Raw genomic sequence first — 21,468 nt, 5'->3', positions numbered from 1 at the left:
AACGGATAAAAATCAACCTTCACTAATAGTAGGTTTTAGTATGATCTGGCAAGTCAGGAATGGTCGATGATCCTTTGATTCTCGTTGTGCCATTGGCAGATTCAGCAATGTCCTTGCTAGTCGCGCGTAGAAGATCTCAATTTTTACGCAGGCGCTAAGGCTAGGAATCACTTCCCGATCATCTTCGTAGGCAGATCAGATTCGACACTGATCTGCCATTTTTAATACTTCGCGAAACATCCAGAATTTGATTTCTGAGGTAAACAGTGCCACACCACAAATGATTGAATTTCGCGCTCACCCTCACAAATTCACTAAAAAAGCAATTTTCCAAAGTGTCGTTGTCCCTTTTTTGTCAGAATTTTGCTAGTTGTCAAATATATTTGCTACTAAAAGTTAAGAATTTCCGCTAAGATCTAAGCTAAGGAGGAGAAAAAGGTGATTATTGGTGAACAACTACGGCAAGCACGAATGACTGCAGGCATGTCCCAAGAACAATTGGCCGAAATGATGGCAGTCAGCCGGCAAACGATTTCTAACTGGGAGAACTCTCGCAGCTATCCCGACGTTGAACGCGTCATGCGGTTAGCCGAACTCTACCATCTCTCCTTAGATGAACTACTGCGAGGTGATCAACAAATGGTACGATCGTGGGTCAGCGCGACTAATACCGCCAAAACCGGAAAATTGCTGGCACTCTTACTCCTACTTAACCTAATTTGGACAGGTGGGATCATTATCTTTAGTCAGATAGTCTGGTTGACCGTGGTGCTGTTACTGCTACTAGTCGGTTGCATCGCCGGTGCCTTCTATCTGGTGATCAAACTGATCTGAGGTGATTTTAAAAATGAATTGGCTCTTGATGATCTTACTCATAACCCTGATTTTAGCGGCTTGCCTCTTAGGTTATCTAACCAGCCAGTTAGTGGCCTTAGACGCGACTGCCCGTGGACTGGCGCGCCCCAAACTGCTGGCTTTCCTCGCCGCCGGCAGTCAAAACGGCAGTGGCTTGCTCGCCTACTTAGCCCTCCGTCGCGGTCATCCCCTCGATTCCCGCAAGGATCGGCCACAACGCCGGGAACAGCTAAAAATCGCCAGCATCGGTCTCTTCGCCGTCCTACTGGTCACAGCGATCTGCAGTGTTCTAGTATTGATCATGGACAACTAAAAACGATGCAGATTGAAAAATCTCGTTAAAAAGGGCGGCGACTGGTTAAGTCACTCGTCCTTTTTTAACGGGAATTTTTCTAACGAAGTGTGCAGTCGATGCCGAAAAGAGAACTCGCCAGATCCAGTCGGGCCGACCTAGACATTCCGCACCAGTCCAAGAATACGTTCAACTGCGGCTGGATCGCGATGATCGAAAAATTGACTTTCTTTTTTATCCAGCGTTGCGATCTGCGTCATCTCAGCGGCAGTCAGCTCAAAATCTAGGCTATTGATATTCTCGACCATCCGTTCCTTCCGCGAGGACTTAGAAACGGCCACGATCCCCCGCTGTGTCAGCCAGCGTAAAATAACTTGACCAACTGATTTACCATACTTGGCACCAATATCAGTAAGTAATTCATTTTTGAAAATATCATGCTTACCTTCAGCAAACGGTGCCCATGCCTCCGGTTGGACATCATGGGCTTGCAAATACGAAACCTCATCTTTTTGTTGCATCCAAGGATTGATTTCGATTTGATTTAGAGCGGGCTTGATTTGATTATTCAAGGCTAAATCGATCAACCGATCAGCGGTAAAATTGGAAACGCCAATGGCACGGATCTTGCCGGCTTGATACAACTCTTCCATCGCCCGCCACGAGCCATAAACATCACCATAAGGTTGATGGATCAAATACAGATCCAAATAATCAAGTTGCAACAGCGCCAACGACTTATTGAAGGCCTTCTTGGTCGCTTCGTAACCCATATCGGAAACCCATAACTTGGTCGTAATAAAAAGATCTTCCCGCGCAACGCCGCTGCGCTTGATTGCTCGACCCACCGCGGCTTCATTGCCATAAGAGGCTGCGGTATCGATCAAGCGATAACCACTCGCAAGCGCGTCAATGACAGAATCTTCCGCCACCTGCTGATCCGTAATTTGAAAAACACCATAACCTAAGACCGGCATTTTGACACCGTTGTTCAATTCAACTGTTTGCATCCTTGTACGCTCCATTTCATTCTTTGATATCCTACGCTTAATGGCGATTTGCCATTTGGCTTAACTTCAAGTTCAGTTTAAACCTTGATCTGAACTTCATAGCAAGTCTTTTTTTGAATCTCCAGAAAATAATTCGATAGTTGGCGCAGGAAACGGACTTACCCAATAAAAAAAGCTATCTTCCAGTCTTGCTGGCTGTGCGATAGCACGGCGCTGAAAATTTGCTTGCTGAAAGTAAATCAATTAGTTTGATCAACCTGTTGGATCCAGCGAGCCACCTGTTGATCGGCCTGATCCACTTTATTTCCGTCGACCACTAAGGCACGGGTAAAGCGATTGTTCTGGCCGCCAACCCGTGTCAAAATTTGACGGATCTGCTGGACACTGTCTCCTTCACCATAACCGCCTTGCGTCATAAACGGCGCAATCTTTTTCTGGTCCAGTTGACCACCCGCTTTTTCCAAGAAGGCCGTCATTGGGTGCGATAGCGTCATCGCCCAAATGGGATAGCCTAAGTAAACGGTACGATATTGCGCTAGATCCGGAATCACCAAATCCAGTGTGGGATAATCCTGTGCCGCACGCTCAGAATTGGCCCGGGCCAACGTAGCGCTATAATTGGCCGCATAGGGTGTTTTGACGACGATCTCCAGAATATCCGCTTTGGTTTGTTGGGCGATCTTACTCGCCAACAACTCTGTGCTCCCAGAACGCGAATAATAGATAATGATACTTTTGGCCGTTTTCGTGAGCTGACGCGTCGGTTGATTGACCTGATTCGTATCGTGACCATCAGAAACCGTGCCGGCACCATTCTGCCATGCCGCAGCCGATTTTCCCAGTTGGGGCGCCTTGATCGATTGACCGGCGATTTCCGCTTGACTGGTTTTTGTTTTCTTGCTTGTTGACGCTACTAAGGCCTGACGCGGCGTTTGTGCACGCCGTGATGTTGCTGTTTCATGTTGCTTGACCACGTTGACCAAGCCCCCTCCCAGCGCAACCAACCCAATGATTGCCGCAATTATTAAAACTAAACTTCTTCTTTTCACCAGCAGTGTCCTCCCAAGCTCAGACTAGTCGAGCGTCAGCGTGGCACCCGCCATCCGCGTCAGCTGGCGCATCACTGTCAGCGTCGAACTCAATGGCGTCGAACTGCTGGTCGCAAACGGCATGATCAGCTTGCCCTTTAAGTCAGCTTGGTCAAACAAGCTGTGAATGACCATCGGCGGCTGACCCCACCAAATCGGATAGCCCACCGCGATCTCATCATATTGACTGAGATCGGGCCAGTCCTGTTTGATGGCAGGGTGACGATCATGATCTTTCTCCGCCTCACCCACGGTAATGATCTCCTGATAATCCTGAGGATAAGGTTGCACCGGCTCTAACCGATACAGATCCCCGCCAAGTTTCCGTTGTAACTGCTCCGCCGCCCGTTTCGTATTCCCGGACAGCGAGAAATAAATAATCAATGTTTTTGCTTGTGCCATTGCTATCATCCTTTCCCACGATCAACGATTTCGCGTGATCGACGATTCTGCGCCGATATCATGACTAAGCGCCAGAAACTGGCGTCTTCGTTAACTGCTGACCTTAGTATAAACGTTCGTCTGGACTATAAGGCAAGCCTTTGGTGGACGATTTTTTTATTGCCGATCATTTTTTTCTAGAAAGGCTAAAATCATTTTCCGCGACTGTCCCTCTGCGGCGCCGGGGAAATCATGACCAGCGCCCGCAAGCACTTTTAATTGGGCATGGGGATAGGTTTTAGCCGCTTGCCGCGAATATTTCAGCGGCACCACCTCATCCTGATCACCATGCATGATCAAGATAGGACCAGCGTACCGCTTCATTTGTGCTAACAAATCGAAGTTTAGTAGCCGTTGGAAATAGACTTTGCCAACGGGAGTGCCCCACATTTCGGTCCTTGTCGGAATATCAACCGTGGTTCGATACTGACTTTTGGCACTGGCAACCATGCTAAAAGCTGGGTAAAGCAAGGCCATTCCTTTGATCTGTTGCGGATATTGCGCCGCGACCAAGGCGGAGACCACCCCACCTTGACTAGCGCCAACCAAGAAGATCCGTTGAGGATCAACATCCGCACGTTGCCTAAATTGTTTGAGTACCGCCGCTAGATCCTGTTGTTCGGTGAAAACCGACATTTTCATAGTTGACCCAGTGCTGCGACTATCCGTACTACCGCCCGCGAAGTCGAAGGCATAGGCTAGATAACCTCTTTGGGCGAACGCGCGGGCATAACTGGCCAACTGCGTATGGTTGCCGCCAAACCCGTGGGACAGCAACACCACTGGCTTTTTGCCGGTTTGAGTCGGCTGATACAAGCGGCCATACAAGCGTTGTTGGCCCTCAGTGATCCACAACGTTGTCACCTTGATCGACTGCTTGCCGCTAGTAAAACCAGCCGAATCGTTTGAATCGCCTGAACCACTGGCTGCCACCGAAGCTGACGTTTCCTCCGACCTGATCGTGCTAGCCGAATCACCCGGACGAATTAAGGCCTGGTTATGTCGTCTGACGAACAAGAGAATCAACGCCAAAAGCGCCAGTACAACTGCGCCACTTAGAATTATTTTGAGTTGTTTCATGATCTTTTTTCTCCTTGAGGTAAAAAAAGAAACCACGGTGATCGACTGGACGTCGGGTAGAGACGTTCTCGCGATCATCATAGTTTCTTAGCCGCCCACTTACTTTAACGTACTCATGTCGATGACGAAGCGATAATGGACATCACTGGCCAAGATGCGCTGGTAGGCCGTCGGGACATCGTCGATCCCGATCATTTCGATTTGTGGCAAGACTTGATGTGCCGCAGCGAAATCCAACATCTCTTGGGTCAGCGCGATCCCGCCAACATTAGAGACGGTCAAAGTCCCCTGCTTGTTGAAAAGACTGAAGAGGTTGAATTTTTGTTCGTCCATTGTCAGACCAACAAAACAGAAAATCCCATTGACACGTAATAATTTCAAATATTGGTCTAGATCTAGGGAGACCGCCACCGTATTCAAGATAAAATCATACGAGTTGCTAAGTTGATCAAAATCAGCCGCCTCTCGTAAAATCTCATAGCCTGTGGCACCAAACTTACTGGCCTCAGCTTGTTTGCTAGCAGAATGGCCGAGGACGGTCACTTCCGCACCCATCTGATGAGCAAACTGAACCGCGATATGACCTAACCCACCGAGGCCGATCACGGCGACCTTGGAACCAGGCCCAACACCATAACGTTTTAACGGATTATAAGTCGTGATCCCGGCACACAACAACGGACTGGCCGCCGCTAAGTCTAGATTATCAGGAATGCTGAGCACGAAATGTTCCTTGACGACCAGCGATTGGGAATACCCGCCTTGCGTGATCTGCCCTTGATAATCCGGCGTATTAAAGACCGACACGAATCCCTTTTCGCAAAATTGTTCTTGACCAGCGCGGCAATATTTACATTTTCCGCAGGAATCGACAAAACAGCCAACCCCAACGCGATCCCCCACCTGATACTTGGTGACCGCAGGACCAACGGCGCTGACGATCCCCGTGATTTCATGACCAGGGACAATGGGATAATGGAACACCTGATCGATTCCTTCGACTTGCGCAATGTCGGAATGACAGATCCCACAATATTTAATGTCGATCGCCACATCATCAGCCCACAATTCCCGCCGCTCGATCACCGTGTGATGAAATGTAGCGAAGGCCGATCCCGTTGCTTCTAACGCTTTCACTTTAGTTGTTGCCATATTTGAATTTCTCCTTTTCATACTAAACCGATGATGCCACAGACTCATAATACCCGTTCTTGCCTAATTAGGTAGGCTGAGCGATTCGTCAACCAATTACTCATCAAGTTCGATCCGCACATCATAACTGCCCTCTAAGTTACTGATTTTGGCTAAGGGCGTCGTGATTACACCAATATTGACTTGAGAGCCATATTGCTCGGAATTTTCTTCACCCTTGAACAAAATCGTGAAGTAGGGCGCATCCGTCGCATAGTCGATGTCACCATTCAACCAGCCATAGTGCTCTTCACTTTTGTTATAAGGTAACGCATCGACAGTGCCACAAAAATCGGTATCATAGCGGCTTTCGTGAATTGTATAGGGTAATTTCGCAATCAAGGCCTTGGCTGTTTTACTGTCATTGAGAACACCTGTGATCACCGTATCGCCGAAATGCATCTTGATTTTTGTGCCATTCTTGATGACTCGAGTTGGCCGTGATTTATCGGCCGTTTGAATCTGAGCATCGTCCTTGGCAACACGCTTATTCGCCGTTTGGGTCGTTTTGATGCGGTCACCTGTCGCAGCGCTTTGGCTGTCAGTACTGGCACTCCCCTGATTTGACGCAGTATCACAGGCAGTCAGGCCGAAGCTCAACCCCAACAAAAGTACTGCTCCCATTAAAATTCGTCGTTGACTTGTTTTCATAAATCGTCCTTTCTTTCCTCACTTTGAGAAAAATACCATTTTCCAATTTGGCTTTTGCTTGAACCTTCGTATTTTGATTTTGCTTGAATTCTCGTCCTTGATTTTTTTCATTAATTATTCGCTTCAATTTTCTTTCGAACAAACGCTCAAAACTGCTCGTATTATTTTCCTAAGGTTACATTTCTGAATCTGTCATTTCCTAATTGATTGTGAGCAGCTATTTACTAAGAATCATTGTGCTGGCAAAACCCGTTGCAACCAACGGTCAATTCTATTGGCGCTGGCCACACTGGATGTTAGATCAAGGCCAGTCGTTATTTGACTATCGGGTACCAGTTGTTGGATCGTTTGCCGGGTTTGCTTGACTGCCGTCGCATCGGCTTGAGCGCTAGTACTAAAGGGAACTAGTCGCTTACCGGCTAACGCCGACTCATTCTGCATCAGAAACGACTGGAGCGGATAGGCCACGTCGCCACTCCAAATTGGAAAGCCGATAATGATTGTCTGGTACTGAGACAAATCAGGGAGCGTATTCGTCAATTGATCAGCTCTTTGATCGCGCTGCTGCAGCTTGACCCAAGCATTGACCGCATCATTATCCGTTGTTGGATAGGCATGCTCTGGTTGCAGTCGGATACTGTCACTCCCACTTTCCCGTTGAATCTTCTGCGCTAGCTTCGCAGTCGTCTCGGTTAATGAATAATATACCAACAATGTTTTCCCGTAATCATTTGTTTTGGTGTCAACCTGTTTACTACCGGTCGCAGATTTTGCTGTTGTCGTATTCCTGACCCTAGTCGCTTTACTGCCATGGGTTGTTGTGCCCTTGTGGCTCGTTTTCGGCGCTTGCGAACATGAGACCAAGACCGTAGCCGTCACAAGCACTAACAAGGTTGCAAGCACTCGCTTGAGCATACTGTTTTTACCACTGATTTTCATTGAATCTCCTCACTTTCTTGAACGAACTATTGCCGTCGCAACTCACATGGTCAACCGTTCATCCGTTAGGTGCTGACGCGGTACCCCGGCCTGGCGCAACATTTTCCTAATCGAGAGCACCGCGCTTGCTGGTCCCACGATCAAAAATCGTGCCTGCGCTAATTTTTCCGGACTGATCATTGTTGAAAGCTGCTCGGGGCGCAAACGACTATTTTGAATAACATAACTGAATTGTGGGTCTGCTAACGCCGCTAAGTCAGTCGCAAAATAACGATCGTGATCATCTTTGACCGTCCAGATTACTTGGATCGAGCGCGTCCCTAAATACGTCCGCGCTAAACTCAACAGCGGCGCGAGCCCACTACCGAGACCGATCAGGACAAGCGGCCGCTGATCCTGTTCAACGATCGAAGCGAAGCGACCAAAGGGACCTTCCACTTGAACAACCGTTCCCACAGCAACTTGCTGTAATTTGCGGGTATCATCGCCGACGGAACGCACGAGAATTTGAATCTGCTGACCGGCGGCGTCGGCCCGATTAACCACGGAAAAAGGATGCGCCTCCCGCGAAATTCCCTCAAATGTAAAGAAAAAGAAATCCCCGGCTTGAAACAGATGTTGCGCACCGCGAAAGACCAACGTGATCAAAACCGTCCGTTCATTCAGACGCTGCGTTGCTAGAACTTGACCGGTCAGGCATTGGGTAGGTGCCACCCACTTTTGCCACAAATAGGCACCGAGAATGAGCACGGTATAACCATCAAAGAGCAACATAAAAACCAATTGATGATTGATTCGCCCAATCAAATGAACGTGCAACCAAATCAAGAGGATCACCACCAAATTCAAACGATGGATCCACAGCGATAAGCGATGCTTGAAGAAAAATTGCAGCTTGGCCTTGACTCGAGCTATCACAGGCAAGCGATCAACCAACCAGCCCGACATGAACAGGCTGGCATAGATGATGCCGAAGAGCGCCAGATACCAAGCAACTTTTCCCGTCAATCTGATTTGCGCGCCCATAGAAATGAGAAAATTGCGATGCACAAAGGCAATCAATAAGGCGCCAACACCCAATAAAGCATGGACAAAGTACAAGGCCGGTAACCCGATCAGTCGATCTAGCCAAGTTGGCCGCGTCGCCAGAAAAACTTCAAACAGCCACCAAGCATAGGCGATCACGCCGCAATCGATCCAAACCAGTTGCGGCGTGTCGCCAGCGCCCATGCCCAAATTCAAGCTGAGCAACAATGGCGCCGGGAAAAGCAGTAAAGCAACAAGCCAAACTAGATATAAGGCCAGAGGATATTTTTTCAGCATACTTTCACTCCCTTTTTGGAACATGTTCGCTGATCTAGCTTCTTTCGCTTAGCTATACCAGACTTTCAAAGTCAAGCTGCATTTCCAAAATCCTAGCTAGGCTAATGCTCAGAAACTGACCAGGTCAGCTCGCACCGTTAATAACCTAAATCGCGCAGCCAGCGCCGGATTTGCTTGTGCGCCTGATCAACCTCCGCCCCCTCGATCTCAAAGCCCTTCTGAAACTTAGCTTGAGGATATTGCTTTTTGAGTGTGGCCAACGAATCGCCCCAGCCAGAACCGGCATTGGTCGAAAAAGGAATGACCACTTTATCATTCAGATCGATTTGATCCATTAAGGTCCGCACGGGCATTGGCAGATCACTCCACCAAATCGGATAACCCAAGAAAATCGTCTCGTATTGCGTCACATCAGGTAATTTCCCTTTTAAACGTGGACGGGCGTTATCTTGTTGTTCCTGTTCGGCCTGATCCACGGTCGCCTGATAATTCTTAGGATAGGCCTGCGCGGTTTGGATCTGGTAGCGTGTGCCGCCAGTAACCTGAGCGATTTCCCGAGCAATTTGCCAGGTATGCCCATGTTTCAACGTGACATCCGGATAATTCGTCCCTGAGCGGGAATAGTAGATGATCAAAACACGTCCAGAATTATGTGTTGACTGCTGACTAGCGGCTTTTTGACTAGAACTGTCTCGGTCAGTCGCGGAATTTTCATGACGGGTGACGGCTTGACTAGCACTGGTTGCGGTCATAACGGGCGTAGCCGCCGGTCGTGGCCGACTTTTGCTGATATCCAAGGTAAACAAGCCGATCAAAACCACTAACGCTCCTAGAAACAAGATCCATTTTCTTTTCATTTGATACGCCCTCCCAGCGTTGCTATTAAATCTATTATGATAACAGTCAGCCAAATTGTCCAATACCTATATATTTTGGTCAATCATAGCTAATTGTTATACTTAGCTGACCAAGTAAGCTCGACCCAATTTGCATCAAAAGATTTTCAGTTTATTGACGACCCTAGTATAAACGTTCGTCTGGACTTTAAGGCAAGCTCAAATTACAGACCTTTAATTGTTACTTGGACAATGACCAAGGGTTTCATAATGATATAAGTAGACTATCTTGAAGTGGGAGCAGGGCCTCAGCAGCGCTGGCTTTACGTTAGCCGCAAGTACACGGCTGGCTGCGGTGATGCGGAACTCACGATGTTATGCCACCTTACTGCTCTGTTCCTTGACAAATTTGCCAAATTAAAAAGTCAGAATATTCCAGTGCTCCGATATGAAGTGACTGAAATATTCTGACTGAGATCGGACGAAATGGATTGGTCAACCGACCGCGTGCCAGCTACCTCCATATATCGTTAAAAATCTAATAAATGCTGGGTAATAGGGATAAAAATCAATTCTTCACCGCACCGAAAAAAAGTAACATATAACTTAGTTTTGGAAAATTGCGCAAGTGTAGACTGTTGTTGTGCCAAACCTTCGATCGTTGATGCGACATCTTTCTCACGGATAGCGCCTAAAAAATTATTACTAAATTTCAAGTTATCATCCAGGTAAAACTCATACTTTTTCATTTCTTCTGGAATAAATGGATACGTTTGATAGATCGTGTTATTGACGTTATCACCGGCTAGAAATGAACGATAGATAATATTGAAAGTCTCGTTGAAGTGACTTTCAGTATCGGTCTTCCTAAAAACAAACGGGATCGTTGTATGGACATCACCAAACACATCGGAAAAATCTTGATCCGAAAACTTTCGCAGATCAATAATGGTTGATCCCGACACAAATTCTTGCTTTTGTGACGTGCAGACTAACTTTGAGAGAATAAAATTACCATAAACAATATTCTCATAGTTACTTTGATAAGGTGTTTTGACCTTAAAATACTTCGACTTCGAATCATAGGCCAATGAATAGAAATTATCCTGAACAACATTTTCAAACCCTAACCGAGAAATCTTTGCTGGGCTTGCCATCAAGCTATTTCGATCAATGAATGCGACAAATTCTGTGAAGGAAGAATTCTTGGAGATTGGTTTATCCTCAATAATTTTAAAGATATCCTTCTCAATAATATTGAGTGATGCTTGATCGCTAATCAAATGATTGAAAAAGAAATGAAGCACATTTTTATCTTCAGCAAAATAAACCTCCCATAACAAGCAATTCTTCACACTTTTCTCCAGGTCGCTTTTTATTTTTTCGTCTAAACTTCCTATTAGACTGGACGAAACCACTGGAACTATATGCTGATAACCCTCATAAACTATTAAATCATTCGTATCGCTGAATTGCGCACGTAATAATTCGTTATTCTCAACGAGTATTTGGATAATTTTCTCTATTTTTGTAATCGAGTTGATGGATTCGGGCAACGTGACTTTAAGCTCTAGGACTTGATTGAAATCATCGACAAGATAGGCTTTTTGTAAATAATACGAATTGGTTTTTCTAGCTGTTGTTCTACGGATGCTCGCGGTGTTCAGGTCACGAATAGCTTTAAGATTCGCATATTCATTTGCTAATTGCGTTTCGGTAAAATCCAGCTCATTATTAGTACTTACCAATGGACTTTTTTGTAAAAAATCAGTTATTTCGTTAATACTTCGGTATTCCTTGATAAAATCTTCCGGCAAATCAATCTGATATTTTTCCTCTAATGCAACGATTATTTCAATTTGCATCAAAGAATCCATTCGAGGCAATAGTAATAGATTTTCCGTTGATGCCAAAAATGATTCGTTTAAAATTCCCCTGATCAATGCACTGATTTGATTCTCCTGCCTATTCAGCTTATTTCTTGGCAGGAATCTTTTTTCATATTCATTCTTTAGATAGTTGCTATCTAGTTTATGACTTGGCGTTAACTTAAAGTCCTTGACCTGAACATACTGCTTTGGAAGCATGTATGCCGGTAAAAGAAGTTTAAGTCTAGCCTGAATTTCTGCAAAGTCTAGATTTTCATCTGAAAATAAAACCAGCTGATTGTTCATCTTCAATACACTAAAATTGGTAAAATCAGCCAGACATTTCTGGATAGCCTGTTCGATTTCTTCCAGTTCGATCCTAATGCCATTTATCTTTATTTGTCTGTCTAAGCGACCTTCGTAGAAGATCAAACCATTTTTCTGATGTCCCAAATCACCGGTCCGGTAATAAAGGACCCCATCCACTACAATGAATTTTTCTAAAGTTAAGCTACGATTATGATAATATCCCTTACTGACACCTTCACCACCAATCAATATTTCCCCACGGCTAGCATTGACATTCCCTCCACGATAGAATTGAATCGTGGCACCTTTTAGTGGCTGGCCAATTGGCACAGTTTTCGCTGTAATTTGTTCGTTGATCCAGTATTGAGTCGCATATATGGTACTTTCTGTTGGTCCATAGCAATTGAAAAGTCTGATATCTGGAAGTAATGCCAAAACTTGGTTTGCCAAGTTCACGGGTAAAACTTCACCTGCTAATAGAATAGTTGTCAGTTTAGAATTCTTAATTCTTTCTTTGGTCATGGAGAAAATCGATTTCAATGATGTCGGTGACAACGCAATATGGGTAGTCTCTCCATTTATTATCATCTCTTTTAACTGCTTGAATTGATGCGTGGGGGGTCCAGCCGCTAAGAATTGCAAAGATCCCTCACCGAATAAGAAGGATAAACTCTCGTGAAATGACACATCAAATTGCGGCGGTGTGGAGATAATAAAAGTATCATTTTCTCCAAAATGAATGGTGCTCGCCATTTCTTTTAAGAGCCAGTATAAATTATCGAAAGTTACTTGTACCATTTTGGGATTTCCAGTTGTGCCTGAGGTAGATAGCATATAGGCAACATCATTGTCAAAGCTTTTGCATGCTTCATCTATACCGTTTTTATCAAATCTCAATGGTATTTGCTGGATCCCCTTCAGATGCAGTGCCCCTTCAGTTGTTAGGATCGCATCAACTTCGATCAATGATAAGGTCGCTTCAATTTTTTTTGATGGCATACTACTATTGATAGGTAGATATATTTTGTCTGTCAGCCAACATGCAATCATTGTCAACAAATAATTCAAATTATCGGTTGACAGAATTGGAACGATCGCAGTGTCCGCAAATCGTTTTTCGAGATAAGTTGCTAATGATCGCGCTTTTTGGTCAAACTCGCGATAAGTCATCTGTTCCCCTATACAAGTTTTCAGCAGAACTCTGTCAGAACGTGTTTCAATAACGCTTTGATATCTTTCTAGTAACTTATTCATCATCTTCACCTTTATATTCCTAGAAATCAGTCACTAATATGAAAAGCTCATATTAATTTCGCCGTCCCTTGGTGGTTCTGTACCCCTATCGCGTTGGCTGCAGCTTCCAGAGCCATTCAGCAGTAATTGATAATACATTGACCATCATTCCCATACTTGTCTTTGCTATTCTGATGTTTTCGCTTATAATACGACATATAATTGATAATGGATTGTTTTGTAGTGTCATGTAACAAAAAAGGAGCATAAAATGGAGCATGCAGAATTATTTGCCAAGTTAAGAAAAGAGCGCGGCATCAGCCAGGAAAAATTGGCGCAGGGTATTTCCTCCCGAAGTGCAATTGCCGTCTTCGAAAATCGTCATACCAAGTTAAGTTTAGAATATGCCATCAGCTATTTGGAGAGAATGAATATCACTCTCGATGAATATATGTACTTGTTTAATGAAAATCATCTTTCCGAAAAGCGTCAATTGACTAAACAGTTGTTCAGTAAAAATCCCCAAGAAAGTGCTCAGGCTGAAAAACTAATTCAACAGAAATTTCAAGAAACCGGCGACTTATATTTTGAATATCAACTGTTAGAAATCGATCTTGCGGAACTTCCTCGACATCAATTGCCCATCGAAATTGATCACCTGAACGAACTGGCGCCTAAAATAAAAAAGATAACACAACACCTTGACCGAGTTGAGACATGGGGGCGTTTTGAGTTATCCATGTTTGCCAATTGTTGCTACCTATTTGAAACCGAACATCTCATTAGCAGCCTCAATTCAGCTATTGCCAAAATGCTAGATTATCAGGAAAAGAATTATACCTCGCGTTATCTCGGGATTTTATTACGAAATTGCCTTCGCCTTGCTTTGGAACGCGACTCTGATGACCTGTTGCAGGTCACCCTAAATCATCTGGATTCTATACAACCCAATCAAGATGATCTTATCACCTGTGTCTTGTCCCGTTTCTTTAAGAGAATCACAGTCTTGCCCCCCGCGGAGTATCAGAGTGATTCTGAAATTCGTCAACTCTTAAGCATCTTAGCGTTATTCGAGATCAATTCATGGAAAAATCTGCTCAAAAATTACTACAATATTGAAGATGTTGTAGCGGATTGACCAGTTTCCTACGAAAAATGGCAACGATCCTTGCCGCTTTTTTGCAAATAGTTGTTGCTCAACGTGCTTAACCAATTCATTTCGTCCGATTCCAATCAGAATATTCCAGTCGCTTCATGTTAGCGCACTGGAATTCTTTTTTATATGCTCAATACCCGTTTCACCGAGCCAGATAGCAAAAAAACACCCACTAGATAATCTAGTGAGTGTTCGAAACATTGATATGCTGGAAATATTAACGTTTTGAGAACTGTGAAGCTTTACGAGCCTTTTTCAAACCTGGCTTCTTTCGTTCCTTCATCCGAGGGTCACGAGTCAACATGCCGGCGCTCTTTAGAACGCTACGGAAGTCAGGGTCAACGTTTAACAAAGCACGAGCGATACCATGACGGATCGCGCCGGCTTGACCTGAGAAACCGCCGCCGTTAACGTTCACGTTAACGTCATAAGCGCCTTCTGTTTCAGTCAAAGCTAAAGGTTGTTTCATGTCTAAAATCAGGCTTGCGAATGGCATGTAGTCATCAGCTGATTTCTTGTTGATCGTGATTTTGCCTGTTCCGGGAACGAGGAAAACACGCGCAACTGAATTTTTACGACGGCCTGTGCCGATATAAGTTACTTGTTGTGCCACTATAATTTCCTCCCTTATTTAATAGTTGAAGCGTCTAAGATTTCTGGCTTCTGTGCTTGGTGTTCATGATCAGCACCAGCATAAACATGTAACTTGCTGAACTGTTGGCGACCCAACGTGTTCTTAGGTAACATGCCTTTGATCGATAATTCAACTAAACGAACAGGATTGTTCGCCAGCAAATCACCAGCCGTCCGTGTCTTCAAACCACCGGGATGATCACTATGATGTTGATACAACTTGTCAGTTGCTTTCTTACCAGTTAATTTAAGTTTAGATGCATTGATGATGATTACATTGTCACCAGTATCGACGTTAGGTGTGAATTGTGGCTTGTTCTTGCCGCGCAAGATTGTCGCTGCTGCAACAGATAAACGACCTAATACAAGGTCTGTCGCATCGATCACATACCATTTACGTTCGATTTCGCCTGGTTTTGCCAAAGGTGTTGTACGCACGATAAATTCCTCCATAAATAATGTTTTGTTTGACACTCAATAAGATTTCCGGGGCCTATCGTGGGGCAAACAAATACCAACGACTAGTTTACCGAAAATAAGCCCTGAAGTCAATGAAAATCGGTGATTATCCCAAAGTTTTAACTATTTTTCTTTTCATGGTGGGACGTTACTTCCCCATAAAATAGTCGAAGCGCAAAATTAAGCGACGCTAAGCAGGGCTACTGTACTGAAGCGGGACCTGGTCGGGGTTGCGCCTAAAGCTTGTTCTCCCAATCTGGCTCCTGCCGCCATTCCGGCGAAAACCGCTTGGGTACCAACGGTTTGACGATCTCGATCTGGCTAAGACTAGTGAGCTCTGCTTCATCGCCGGGATAGAAAACTTTTTCCAAGTAAAGTCCACTGGCCGGTGCAGTGCCCCGAGCCTCTTGACGATCACCAATCTGTAACAGCCGTTGAAAGTCATCTGGCGCCCGTCTGCCATTGCCGATCTCCAAAGCAGTCGCCACCAGGATCCGCACCATATTATATAGAAAACCATTGCCAATGAATTCAAAGGTCAGTTCATGATCAGCCGGATCCTCAACGACTGTGGCGCGATAAATCGTCCGCACTTTATTTTTAATGACACCGCCACTGGCTGCAAAGCTGGTGAAATCATGTTCACCTAGCAAGTCAGATAACGCTTGTTGGATCAGCGCCACATCCAAAGGATAAGGATAGTGCCCGGTATAAAAGCGCCGAAAAGGGTCGGTGAAACGCCCGCGACTGACTTGATAGCGATAGCATTTGCCAATGGTATCGAATTGGGCGTGAAAATCCGGCGCGGCCAGCTGACTGGCCACCACTTCCATATCTAAGGGCAACAAACTGTTCAGCGCCAAACGCATATTGCGTGGCGGTAATTCTTTCGGATAATCGAAATTGATCACCTGACCATGGGCGTGAACGCCGGCATCGGTTCGGCCAGACCCCTGGACTTTCACAAACTGGCCTTTTGTCATTTTGGTCAGGGCCTGTTCCAGCGTGCCTTGAACAGTCCGCTGCTGGGGTTGGCGCTGAAATCCAGCAAAATTCGTCCCGTCATATGCGACGGTGACCCGATAACGTGGCATTCAGTCACTCTCCCCTTTCCATTGATCAGTCTCGTCGGTCAGATCCGTCCGGCGGATCTTGTCTTCAAAAAAGTGGCACCCCTTCTTTTACTAGACGGATGCCCCTATTTGTTTTAGGCGTAATTCTCTTAGTCAAATGATAACACGTTTGCGCTCAATAAAAAATGATTGCAAGAGGAAACGTTAAATTCTACGAGCTCGATCAACGAACATCGACAACGCGCATGGACCAGCCTAATGACTACTCTTCCGCCAGATTTTCTCGTAACTCATCCCGATGAGCGCCGTGACGCAAATGCCCAAGCCGGCAAACAGGAAGCCCCATTTGGCCCGGATCGAAACGAACTCGGAGAACATCCAAGTGCCCACCGGCATGAACAAGACCGCCACCGTAAAGACGGCGCTAAAAACCCGGCCTTGAATTTCATCGTTCACGCTCATTTGTAAAATACTAAAGAACTGGACGTTATAGATCGTCAAGCAGATTTCAAAAATCGCGTTGGCGATGATCGTGCCGACAAGATTAGGTGACAGGGCCATCAAGACAATAAACACACCACTGGCGGCCAACCAGCCTAGCAATGAAAAGACACTGATACTTTTTCTGATTTTATTAGACATGAACGCGCCAATGATCGAGCCGATCGCCCCCGAACTAAGGAGCATAGCATAAGCTCTATTGTCCATAAAAATATTTCCGCCAAAGGGCAACAGATAATTATAGCCGGCCAGAAACAGGTTGATCAGCGCGGAGACGATCAGCAGTAGCCGGACAGTCGCATCATGAAGCACATATTTGAGCCCATCGAAAATACTAACAAGAATGCCGGGGCGTTTGCCAACCCGAGACGTGTTAGGATCACGGGCGACAATGAAACTGTTGAGTAAGGCGCTGATGAAAAACGAAACCCCATCGATCAACAACGCGCCGCGAACGCCAACGAGTTTCACCAAAGGTAACGCCAGCACTGGCACACTAACATTAATGATCTGGATCGCCGTTTCCATATTGGCGTTGAAATTTAGGATATCATCCTTTTTCATGACTAAAGGAATGATCGATTTATACGCCGGACTGGAGAAAGCGCCAATGAGCGCCAAGAATGAATTAACCACGATCATGCCCAAAGCCATGGTGGCGGTTTGATTGAACAACGAGATGATGATGCAGGCGCATCCGCTCAAAACGTTGGCCATGACGATCAACTTTTTCCGATTCGCTTTATCAGCCACCGCTCCGCCGAATAAATTAAAGATGATGGAAACGACTGATTGGACCGATTGGTATAACGCTACATACTTAGCGGCCATGCCGGCGCTAAGTCCCGCCATCCAAGTGACGTTGCCATAATCGAACAGCACGTCCCCGATCTTGGAAATACTTCGACTTGAAAATAAATATATTTTATTCTTATTCATCCCTGATCAGATCCATTCACTTCGATTCGCGGATCAAGGCACGCCAATGATCAAGTCTGGACCGAACGCCACGATTGTCGTGGCTGGATCCGCCGGCGGAGTTGCCCCGTTGACTTGGTGTTGGTCGTCAATCACCACGCTTCGTTATTCTTACTACCAAAATTTTCATTATCACTGTAAGCCTCTATTTACCGTAAGCCTCTGTTATTGAAAATCGCTAACGTGCCCTTATTTTCCACCGCGGTCACATACACCCGCGGATCACTGGCGTTCAATCGCTTTTGAATGGTCACCACATCTCGCCTGAATGCTTCAAGCTCCTGATTCGTCACGCGACCCAAGAAGTTCACTACCACCAAATCCGCGGCGCTAACAATGGCCTTGATCTGATTACGGTCCGGGTCATCTTTAAAGGCATCATCCTCTAAAATCGAAGAATGCCGGAAATTCTCAGTGGCAAACAAGCTCAGGACGCGCTGTGCTCTGGCTTTAAACGCCGCGTAAATATCCGTCTGATAGTAGGGAAATGACATGCTAACATGCAGATCACCCACGGTTTTGTTAAAGGTGAATCCCGGGAGGTTGCGAATATTCATAATGGTGCGCACGGCCACCGCGCTTTGGTCAAGCAGAGGTAAAAGCCGCTGGCCGACCAGGTAGGCGGTCTGAATCGTCGCATCCACGCTATCCACAAAGGTGAAATCTTTTTCGACGAGGCAACTGTCGATGCTACCTAGATCGGCCAACACCACTTCATGATGAGCCACCGCGCAGTTCTTTAATGCTTGAATGTACCAATTATTCAAAATTGCGGCAGGATCAGTATTGTTCTGCCGGATCAACGCGCAATAGTCTCGATAGGGTGGCACCGCGACTAGGGGATGGTCGCCAGGGCTGAGGAGGACACTGAGTCGATCACGGATCGCCGTCAAACTTGGCGCGTCGGCCACGGTATGATCGAACAACCCCACCACTTCGGTATGGGTGTCATAGACCAGAATCAGCCAGACAGCCAAGAAACCTTGATGGTAGCGGGCATAAAACAGCTCATCTTCATAGTTCGCGATCACGAAGTCATTGAATCGCGGCGCGTCCCCTTGGACTCTGATCACCGGGATCTTCAAATCGGCGGGCACCGCGTAATCTTCGAAAAGCAATTTGCCGTGCCGCTTGACAATTTTCGCGTAAAGCAGTACGTTCTCCTGCAACAACTGGCGAATCGCCTGTTCGATCGCGACGACACTGGCATTGTCATTGGCTTTAAAAACAAACGGCAAGGTGTTCTTGGCGAATTTATCGTAATAAAACCGCTGTAAGTAAAGCGCCTCATAGGTGGCCTGCTTAACCACCCCGTTCGGCGCGAATAAGAAGGCGCCCACCTGCTTGCTGAGACTTGCGATAGCCTGATCGTTATTTGAAGCAGCCCCGCACGCTAGTTCGGCCCCGGCGTTGGCTGCCGTCGAATTGGATTCGCGCTGAATTTGCCTGATCAGTTTCTCCGCGGTGCGCAACTGATACACCTGGTCGACGCTGATCGCCACGCCAAATGTCGTCTCAATTTCAGACAATAAGCCAATCGTATCCAGCGAATCCGCGCCAGCGCGAAAGAAATCGGTCTGGGCGTCAAACTGCTGCTTAGTCTTATTAGCAAGTACCCGTTGCATCAAGCCGACCAAAATTTCGGTGCTCTGATCCGTGGCCGCTGGTGTTGCGGCGTTAGTGGCCGCGGCTGGTTGGAATAGCTGCTTCAGTTGTTTGCGATCAACTTTATTACTGGCGTTCAAAGGAAGTTGCGCCAGCACACGAATGTCACTGGGGATCATGTAGCGGGGCATCCGACTGATCAGACGTTTCTGCAATGCCGGCACATCTAAAGCTTGATTGGCGGCGGTGACGACCGCGGAAATCGTGGCGCCATCACTGAAAACCACCGCGTCAGTGATCTCCTGGTCCTCGGAAATCCGGGATTCAATTTCGCCCAATTCCACTCGGATCCCATTGATTTGGACCTGCTGATCGTTACGCCCATGGAAGATGATCTGGCTATTTTCCTGGCTGACCAGGTCACCTGTCCGAAATGATCTGACGCCAGCAACATCACGGAATCTTTTTTTATTTTCAGCTTGGTTGTTCAGATAGCCGTGGGCAATTCCTTGGCCGGATAAAACTAATTCGCCGACGCCACTCGCGTTCGGATGTTCGATTTGATAATGGCAACCTGCCAATGGTTGACCAATCGGAATATTGGTGCCATAATCGTTGCCCTTGACCAACTCGTAAGCCGTGGCGTAAACGGTCGCCTCGGTGGGACCGTATAAGTTGATCAACCTGAAATCCCAGTCGTTGCGGTTCCAGGCCTTGGCTAGTTCCGGCTTGAAAGCTTCACCGGCCACCATCATGCATTTCATGTGGGCGAAAAGCCGCCGCAACTGCTCCTCACGATAAACCTTGATCATATTGAGTAAGCTAGAGGGCGAAACCGCCATATGGGTGACGTGGTTGGCGTAAGCCACGTCGGGGAAACGCTTGAACTCGGCATACTCCGAACTATCATAGACCAATATTTTCGGATCGAGGGTAAAAGCGTAGATCTCACTGACCGCCACATCAAAGGTATAAGGCGTGCTAAAGCAAACCACATCGTCGGGTTCATATTGGGCAATTGTTTTTAAATTATGCAAAATATAACTAACATTGCCTGCGCTGACGGCACATCCTTTGGGCACGCCGGTACTGCCTGAGGTGAACAAGACGTACAACTCTTCATCCGGTTGATAGAGGTGATGATCAGCGGCGTCCGCGGGTACCAGCATCATCGGCGACTGATCAAGAACGATCTGGGCCAATCCGGCCAAACGAGGATCGTCTTCCTCAGCGGTAATGACGAACTTCGTCTGACAGGCCGCGGCGATTTTAGCGATATCCGCCGCTGTGGCACCATGACGCACGGGTACATAGCTATAACCCAGCTTCAACACCGCCAAAACACTGACAATGATTTTGTATGAATGGGGCAAGTACAGCAGGATCCGCACCTTTTCACCGGCGACCTGACGTTGAAGGCTGGCGGCCAGGGTGACAACCTCCTGGCACATCTGCCGATAGGTTATTTGTTGGGATGCCGTTAAGATCATGATTTCGTCAGGGGAATTGGCAACCTTAGCGCTAAATTCTCCGAACACATCAATTGTTGGCGCCATTTTGATATTTTTCATCTCGATTGATAACCAAATGAGACCATTGTCCGCCTCATTTAGCTCCCTCCTATTCCCCATCATGTTTGATCATTCAACTTTTTTCGCCCATTAACTCATCTTGACTGAGAAACCCTGCCAAACTTGGCAGAGTCCAAAGGCCAAGACTACTTTCAGTATTTACTCCCACCAATAACTGCTGAGCGTTCTATCGTAAATCCTAATGTCAGCAGCACCCAGACCCAATATTGGCTTCCTGCATTTCTCACAACGATGATCGATCAAAAAACACTTCACCCTATTTCGTGACTAGACAACGTCGCTTCCACCATAGGGTTCGCGCACGATATCACATGTGATTGGTAACCATAATAAAACTAAATTAGAATAAAGTCAA

Annotated in this window: 17 protein-coding genes and 1 pseudogene; 3 read left to right on the top strand and 15 right to left on the bottom strand. The window is 46.3% G+C overall.

The features are described 5' to 3' along the window. The first annotated feature begins 438 nt into the window (after nucleotides 1-438). Both OCU21_RS05965 and OCU21_RS05960 read left to right on the top strand, forming a co-directional pair. A complete protein-coding gene (locus OCU21_RS05965; protein WP_261806522.1) occupies nucleotides 439-834 on the top strand; it encodes a helix-turn-helix domain-containing protein in 396 nt (131 codons plus the stop codon). Between the two features lie 13 nt (nucleotides 835-847). Continuing rightward, on the top strand, nucleotides 848-1,168 hold the full coding sequence (locus OCU21_RS05960; protein WP_261806521.1) for a hypothetical protein: 321 nt from the start codon (nucleotides 848-850) through the stop codon (nucleotides 1,166-1,168). Nucleotides 1,169-1,305: 137 nt separating this feature from the next. Here the strand turns inward: OCU21_RS05960 and OCU21_RS05955 are convergent, their stop codons facing one another. The 10 genes from OCU21_RS05955 to OCU21_RS05910 form a co-directional block, all read right to left on the bottom strand. Beyond that, the gene (locus OCU21_RS05955) at nucleotides 1,306-2,157 is read right to left on the bottom strand and encodes an aldo/keto reductase (protein ID WP_261806520.1); all 852 of its coding nucleotides are present in this window, start codon (nucleotides 2,155-2,157) and stop codon (nucleotides 1,306-1,308) included. A gap of 239 nt (nucleotides 2,158-2,396) precedes the next feature. After that, the gene (locus OCU21_RS05950) at nucleotides 2,397-3,206 is read right to left on the bottom strand and encodes a flavodoxin family protein (RefSeq protein ID WP_261806519.1); all 810 of its coding nucleotides are present in this window, start codon (nucleotides 3,204-3,206) and stop codon (nucleotides 2,397-2,399) included. 24 nt (nucleotides 3,207-3,230) lie between these two features. Then, nucleotides 3,231-3,647 (bottom strand): flavodoxin, encoded by a 417-nt coding sequence (locus OCU21_RS05945; RefSeq protein ID WP_261806518.1) that lies wholly within the window; start codon nucleotides 3,645-3,647, stop codon nucleotides 3,231-3,233. A gap of 156 nt (nucleotides 3,648-3,803) precedes the next feature. Next, nucleotides 3,804-4,766, bottom strand: a complete 963-nt coding sequence (locus OCU21_RS05940; RefSeq protein WP_261806517.1) for an alpha/beta hydrolase family protein — start codon at nucleotides 4,764-4,766, stop codon at nucleotides 3,804-3,806. 99 nt (nucleotides 4,767-4,865) lie between these two features. Further along, nucleotides 4,866-5,918 carry an NAD(P)-dependent alcohol dehydrogenase gene (locus OCU21_RS05935; protein WP_261806516.1) on the bottom strand — a complete coding sequence of 351 codons (1,053 nt, stop codon included), beginning with the start codon at nucleotides 5,916-5,918 and terminating at the stop codon, nucleotides 4,866-4,868. A gap of 96 nt (nucleotides 5,919-6,014) precedes the next feature. Next, nucleotides 6,015-6,608, bottom strand: coding sequence for a cyclophilin-like fold protein (locus OCU21_RS05930; protein WP_261806515.1), 594 nt, complete (start codon nucleotides 6,606-6,608; stop codon nucleotides 6,015-6,017). Between the two features lie 231 nt (nucleotides 6,609-6,839). After that, complete coding sequence (locus tag OCU21_RS05925; protein ID WP_261806514.1) at nucleotides 6,840-7,547, bottom strand: flavodoxin; 708 nt, start codon at nucleotides 7,545-7,547, stop codon at nucleotides 6,840-6,842. A 42-nt stretch (nucleotides 7,548-7,589) separates the two neighbouring features. Beyond that, entirely contained in the window at nucleotides 7,590-8,870 is a 1,281-nt protein-coding gene (locus OCU21_RS05920; protein ID WP_261806513.1) for a ferric reductase-like transmembrane domain-containing protein, read from the bottom strand. A gap of 137 nt (nucleotides 8,871-9,007) precedes the next feature. Then, nucleotides 9,008-9,727 carry a flavodoxin gene (locus OCU21_RS05915; protein WP_261806512.1) on the bottom strand — a complete coding sequence of 240 codons (720 nt, stop codon included), beginning with the start codon at nucleotides 9,725-9,727 and terminating at the stop codon, nucleotides 9,008-9,010. A 509-nt stretch (nucleotides 9,728-10,236) separates the two neighbouring features. Beyond that, nucleotides 10,237-13,140, bottom strand: coding sequence for an AMP-binding protein (locus OCU21_RS05910; protein ID WP_261806539.1), 2,904 nt, complete (start codon nucleotides 13,138-13,140; stop codon nucleotides 10,237-10,239). Nucleotides 13,141-13,387: 247 nt separating this feature from the next. Here OCU21_RS05910 and OCU21_RS05905 point away from each other — a divergent pair, with 247 nt between their 5' ends. Then, nucleotides 13,388-14,254: an Rgg family transcriptional regulator gene (locus tag OCU21_RS05905; protein WP_261806511.1), complete on the top strand. Its 867-nt coding sequence runs from the start codon at nucleotides 13,388-13,390 to the stop codon at nucleotides 14,252-14,254. A 235-nt stretch (nucleotides 14,255-14,489) separates the two neighbouring features. Here the strand turns inward: OCU21_RS05905 and rpsI are convergent, their stop codons facing one another. The 5 genes and pseudogenes from rpsI to OCU21_RS05880 form a co-directional block, all read right to left on the bottom strand. Continuing rightward, nucleotides 14,490-14,885: a 30S ribosomal protein S9 gene (rpsI, locus tag OCU21_RS05900; protein WP_125600212.1), complete on the bottom strand. Its 396-nt coding sequence runs from the start codon at nucleotides 14,883-14,885 to the stop codon at nucleotides 14,490-14,492. A 14-nt stretch (nucleotides 14,886-14,899) separates the two neighbouring features. Then, on the bottom strand, nucleotides 14,900-15,343 hold the full coding sequence (gene rplM / locus OCU21_RS05895; protein WP_125600209.1) for a 50S ribosomal protein L13: 444 nt from the start codon (nucleotides 15,341-15,343) through the stop codon (nucleotides 14,900-14,902). 374 nt (nucleotides 15,344-15,717) lie between these two features. Then, nucleotides 15,718-16,458 (bottom strand): annotated as a pseudogene (truA, locus tag OCU21_RS05890) (tRNA pseudouridine(38-40) synthase TruA); the annotation flags it as partial. A gap of 234 nt (nucleotides 16,459-16,692) precedes the next feature. Continuing rightward, nucleotides 16,693-17,877 carry an MFS transporter gene (locus tag OCU21_RS05885; RefSeq protein WP_261806509.1) on the bottom strand — a complete coding sequence of 395 codons (1,185 nt, stop codon included), beginning with the start codon at nucleotides 17,875-17,877 and terminating at the stop codon, nucleotides 16,693-16,695. 188 nt (nucleotides 17,878-18,065) lie between these two features. Continuing rightward, the gene (locus tag OCU21_RS05880) at nucleotides 18,066-21,092 is read right to left on the bottom strand and encodes a non-ribosomal peptide synthetase (protein WP_261806508.1); all 3,027 of its coding nucleotides are present in this window, start codon (nucleotides 21,090-21,092) and stop codon (nucleotides 18,066-18,068) included. Between the last annotated feature and the right edge of the window lie 376 nt (nucleotides 21,093-21,468).

It is taken from the genome of Lapidilactobacillus luobeiensis (assembly GCF_024345205.1).
GTDB classification, from domain to species: Bacteria; Bacillota; Bacilli; order Lactobacillales; family Lactobacillaceae; genus Lapidilactobacillus; species Lapidilactobacillus luobeiensis.
Note: the sequence above shows the minus strand (reverse complement) of the source record. Positions and strands in the feature narration are given on the sequence as shown.

Bases quoted from the DNA above. Each gene is read 5' to 3' on its own strand.
- OCU21_RS05885 (WP_261806509.1), bottom strand. From the start codon at position 17,877: ATGAATAAGAATAAAATATATTTATTTTCAAGTCGAAGTATTTCCAAG.
- OCU21_RS05880 (WP_261806508.1), bottom strand. From the start codon at position 21,092: ATGAAAAATATCAAAATGGCGCCAACAATTGATGTGTTCGGAGAATTT.
- OCU21_RS05955 (WP_261806520.1), bottom strand. From the start codon at position 2,157: ATGCAAACAGTTGAATTGAACAACGGTGTCAAAATGCCGGTCTTAGGT.
- OCU21_RS05915 (WP_261806512.1), bottom strand. From the start codon at position 9,727: ATGAAAAGAAAATGGATCTTGTTTCTAGGAGCGTTAGTGGTTTTGATC.
- OCU21_RS05910 (WP_261806539.1), bottom strand. From the start codon at position 13,140: ATGATGAATAAGTTACTAGAAAGATATCAAAGCGTTATTGAAACACGT.
- OCU21_RS05940 (WP_261806517.1), bottom strand. From the start codon at position 4,766: ATGAAACAACTCAAAATAATTCTAAGTGGCGCAGTTGTACTGGCGCTT.
- OCU21_RS05935 (WP_261806516.1), bottom strand. From the start codon at position 5,918: ATGGCAACAACTAAAGTGAAAGCGTTAGAAGCAACGGGATCGGCCTTC.
- OCU21_RS05925 (WP_261806514.1), bottom strand. From the start codon at position 7,547: ATGAAAATCAGTGGTAAAAACAGTATGCTCAAGCGAGTGCTTGCAACC.
- OCU21_RS05930 (WP_261806515.1), bottom strand. From the start codon at position 6,608: ATGAAAACAAGTCAACGACGAATTTTAATGGGAGCAGTACTTTTGTTG.
- OCU21_RS05945 (WP_261806518.1), bottom strand. From the start codon at position 3,647: ATGGCACAAGCAAAAACATTGATTATTTATTTCTCGCTGTCCGGGAAT.
- OCU21_RS05920 (WP_261806513.1), bottom strand. From the start codon at position 8,870: ATGCTGAAAAAATATCCTCTGGCCTTATATCTAGTTTGGCTTGTTGCT.
- OCU21_RS05960 (WP_261806521.1), top strand. From the start codon at position 848: ATGAATTGGCTCTTGATGATCTTACTCATAACCCTGATTTTAGCGGCT.
- OCU21_RS05905 (WP_261806511.1), top strand. From the start codon at position 13,388: ATGGAGCATGCAGAATTATTTGCCAAGTTAAGAAAAGAGCGCGGCATC.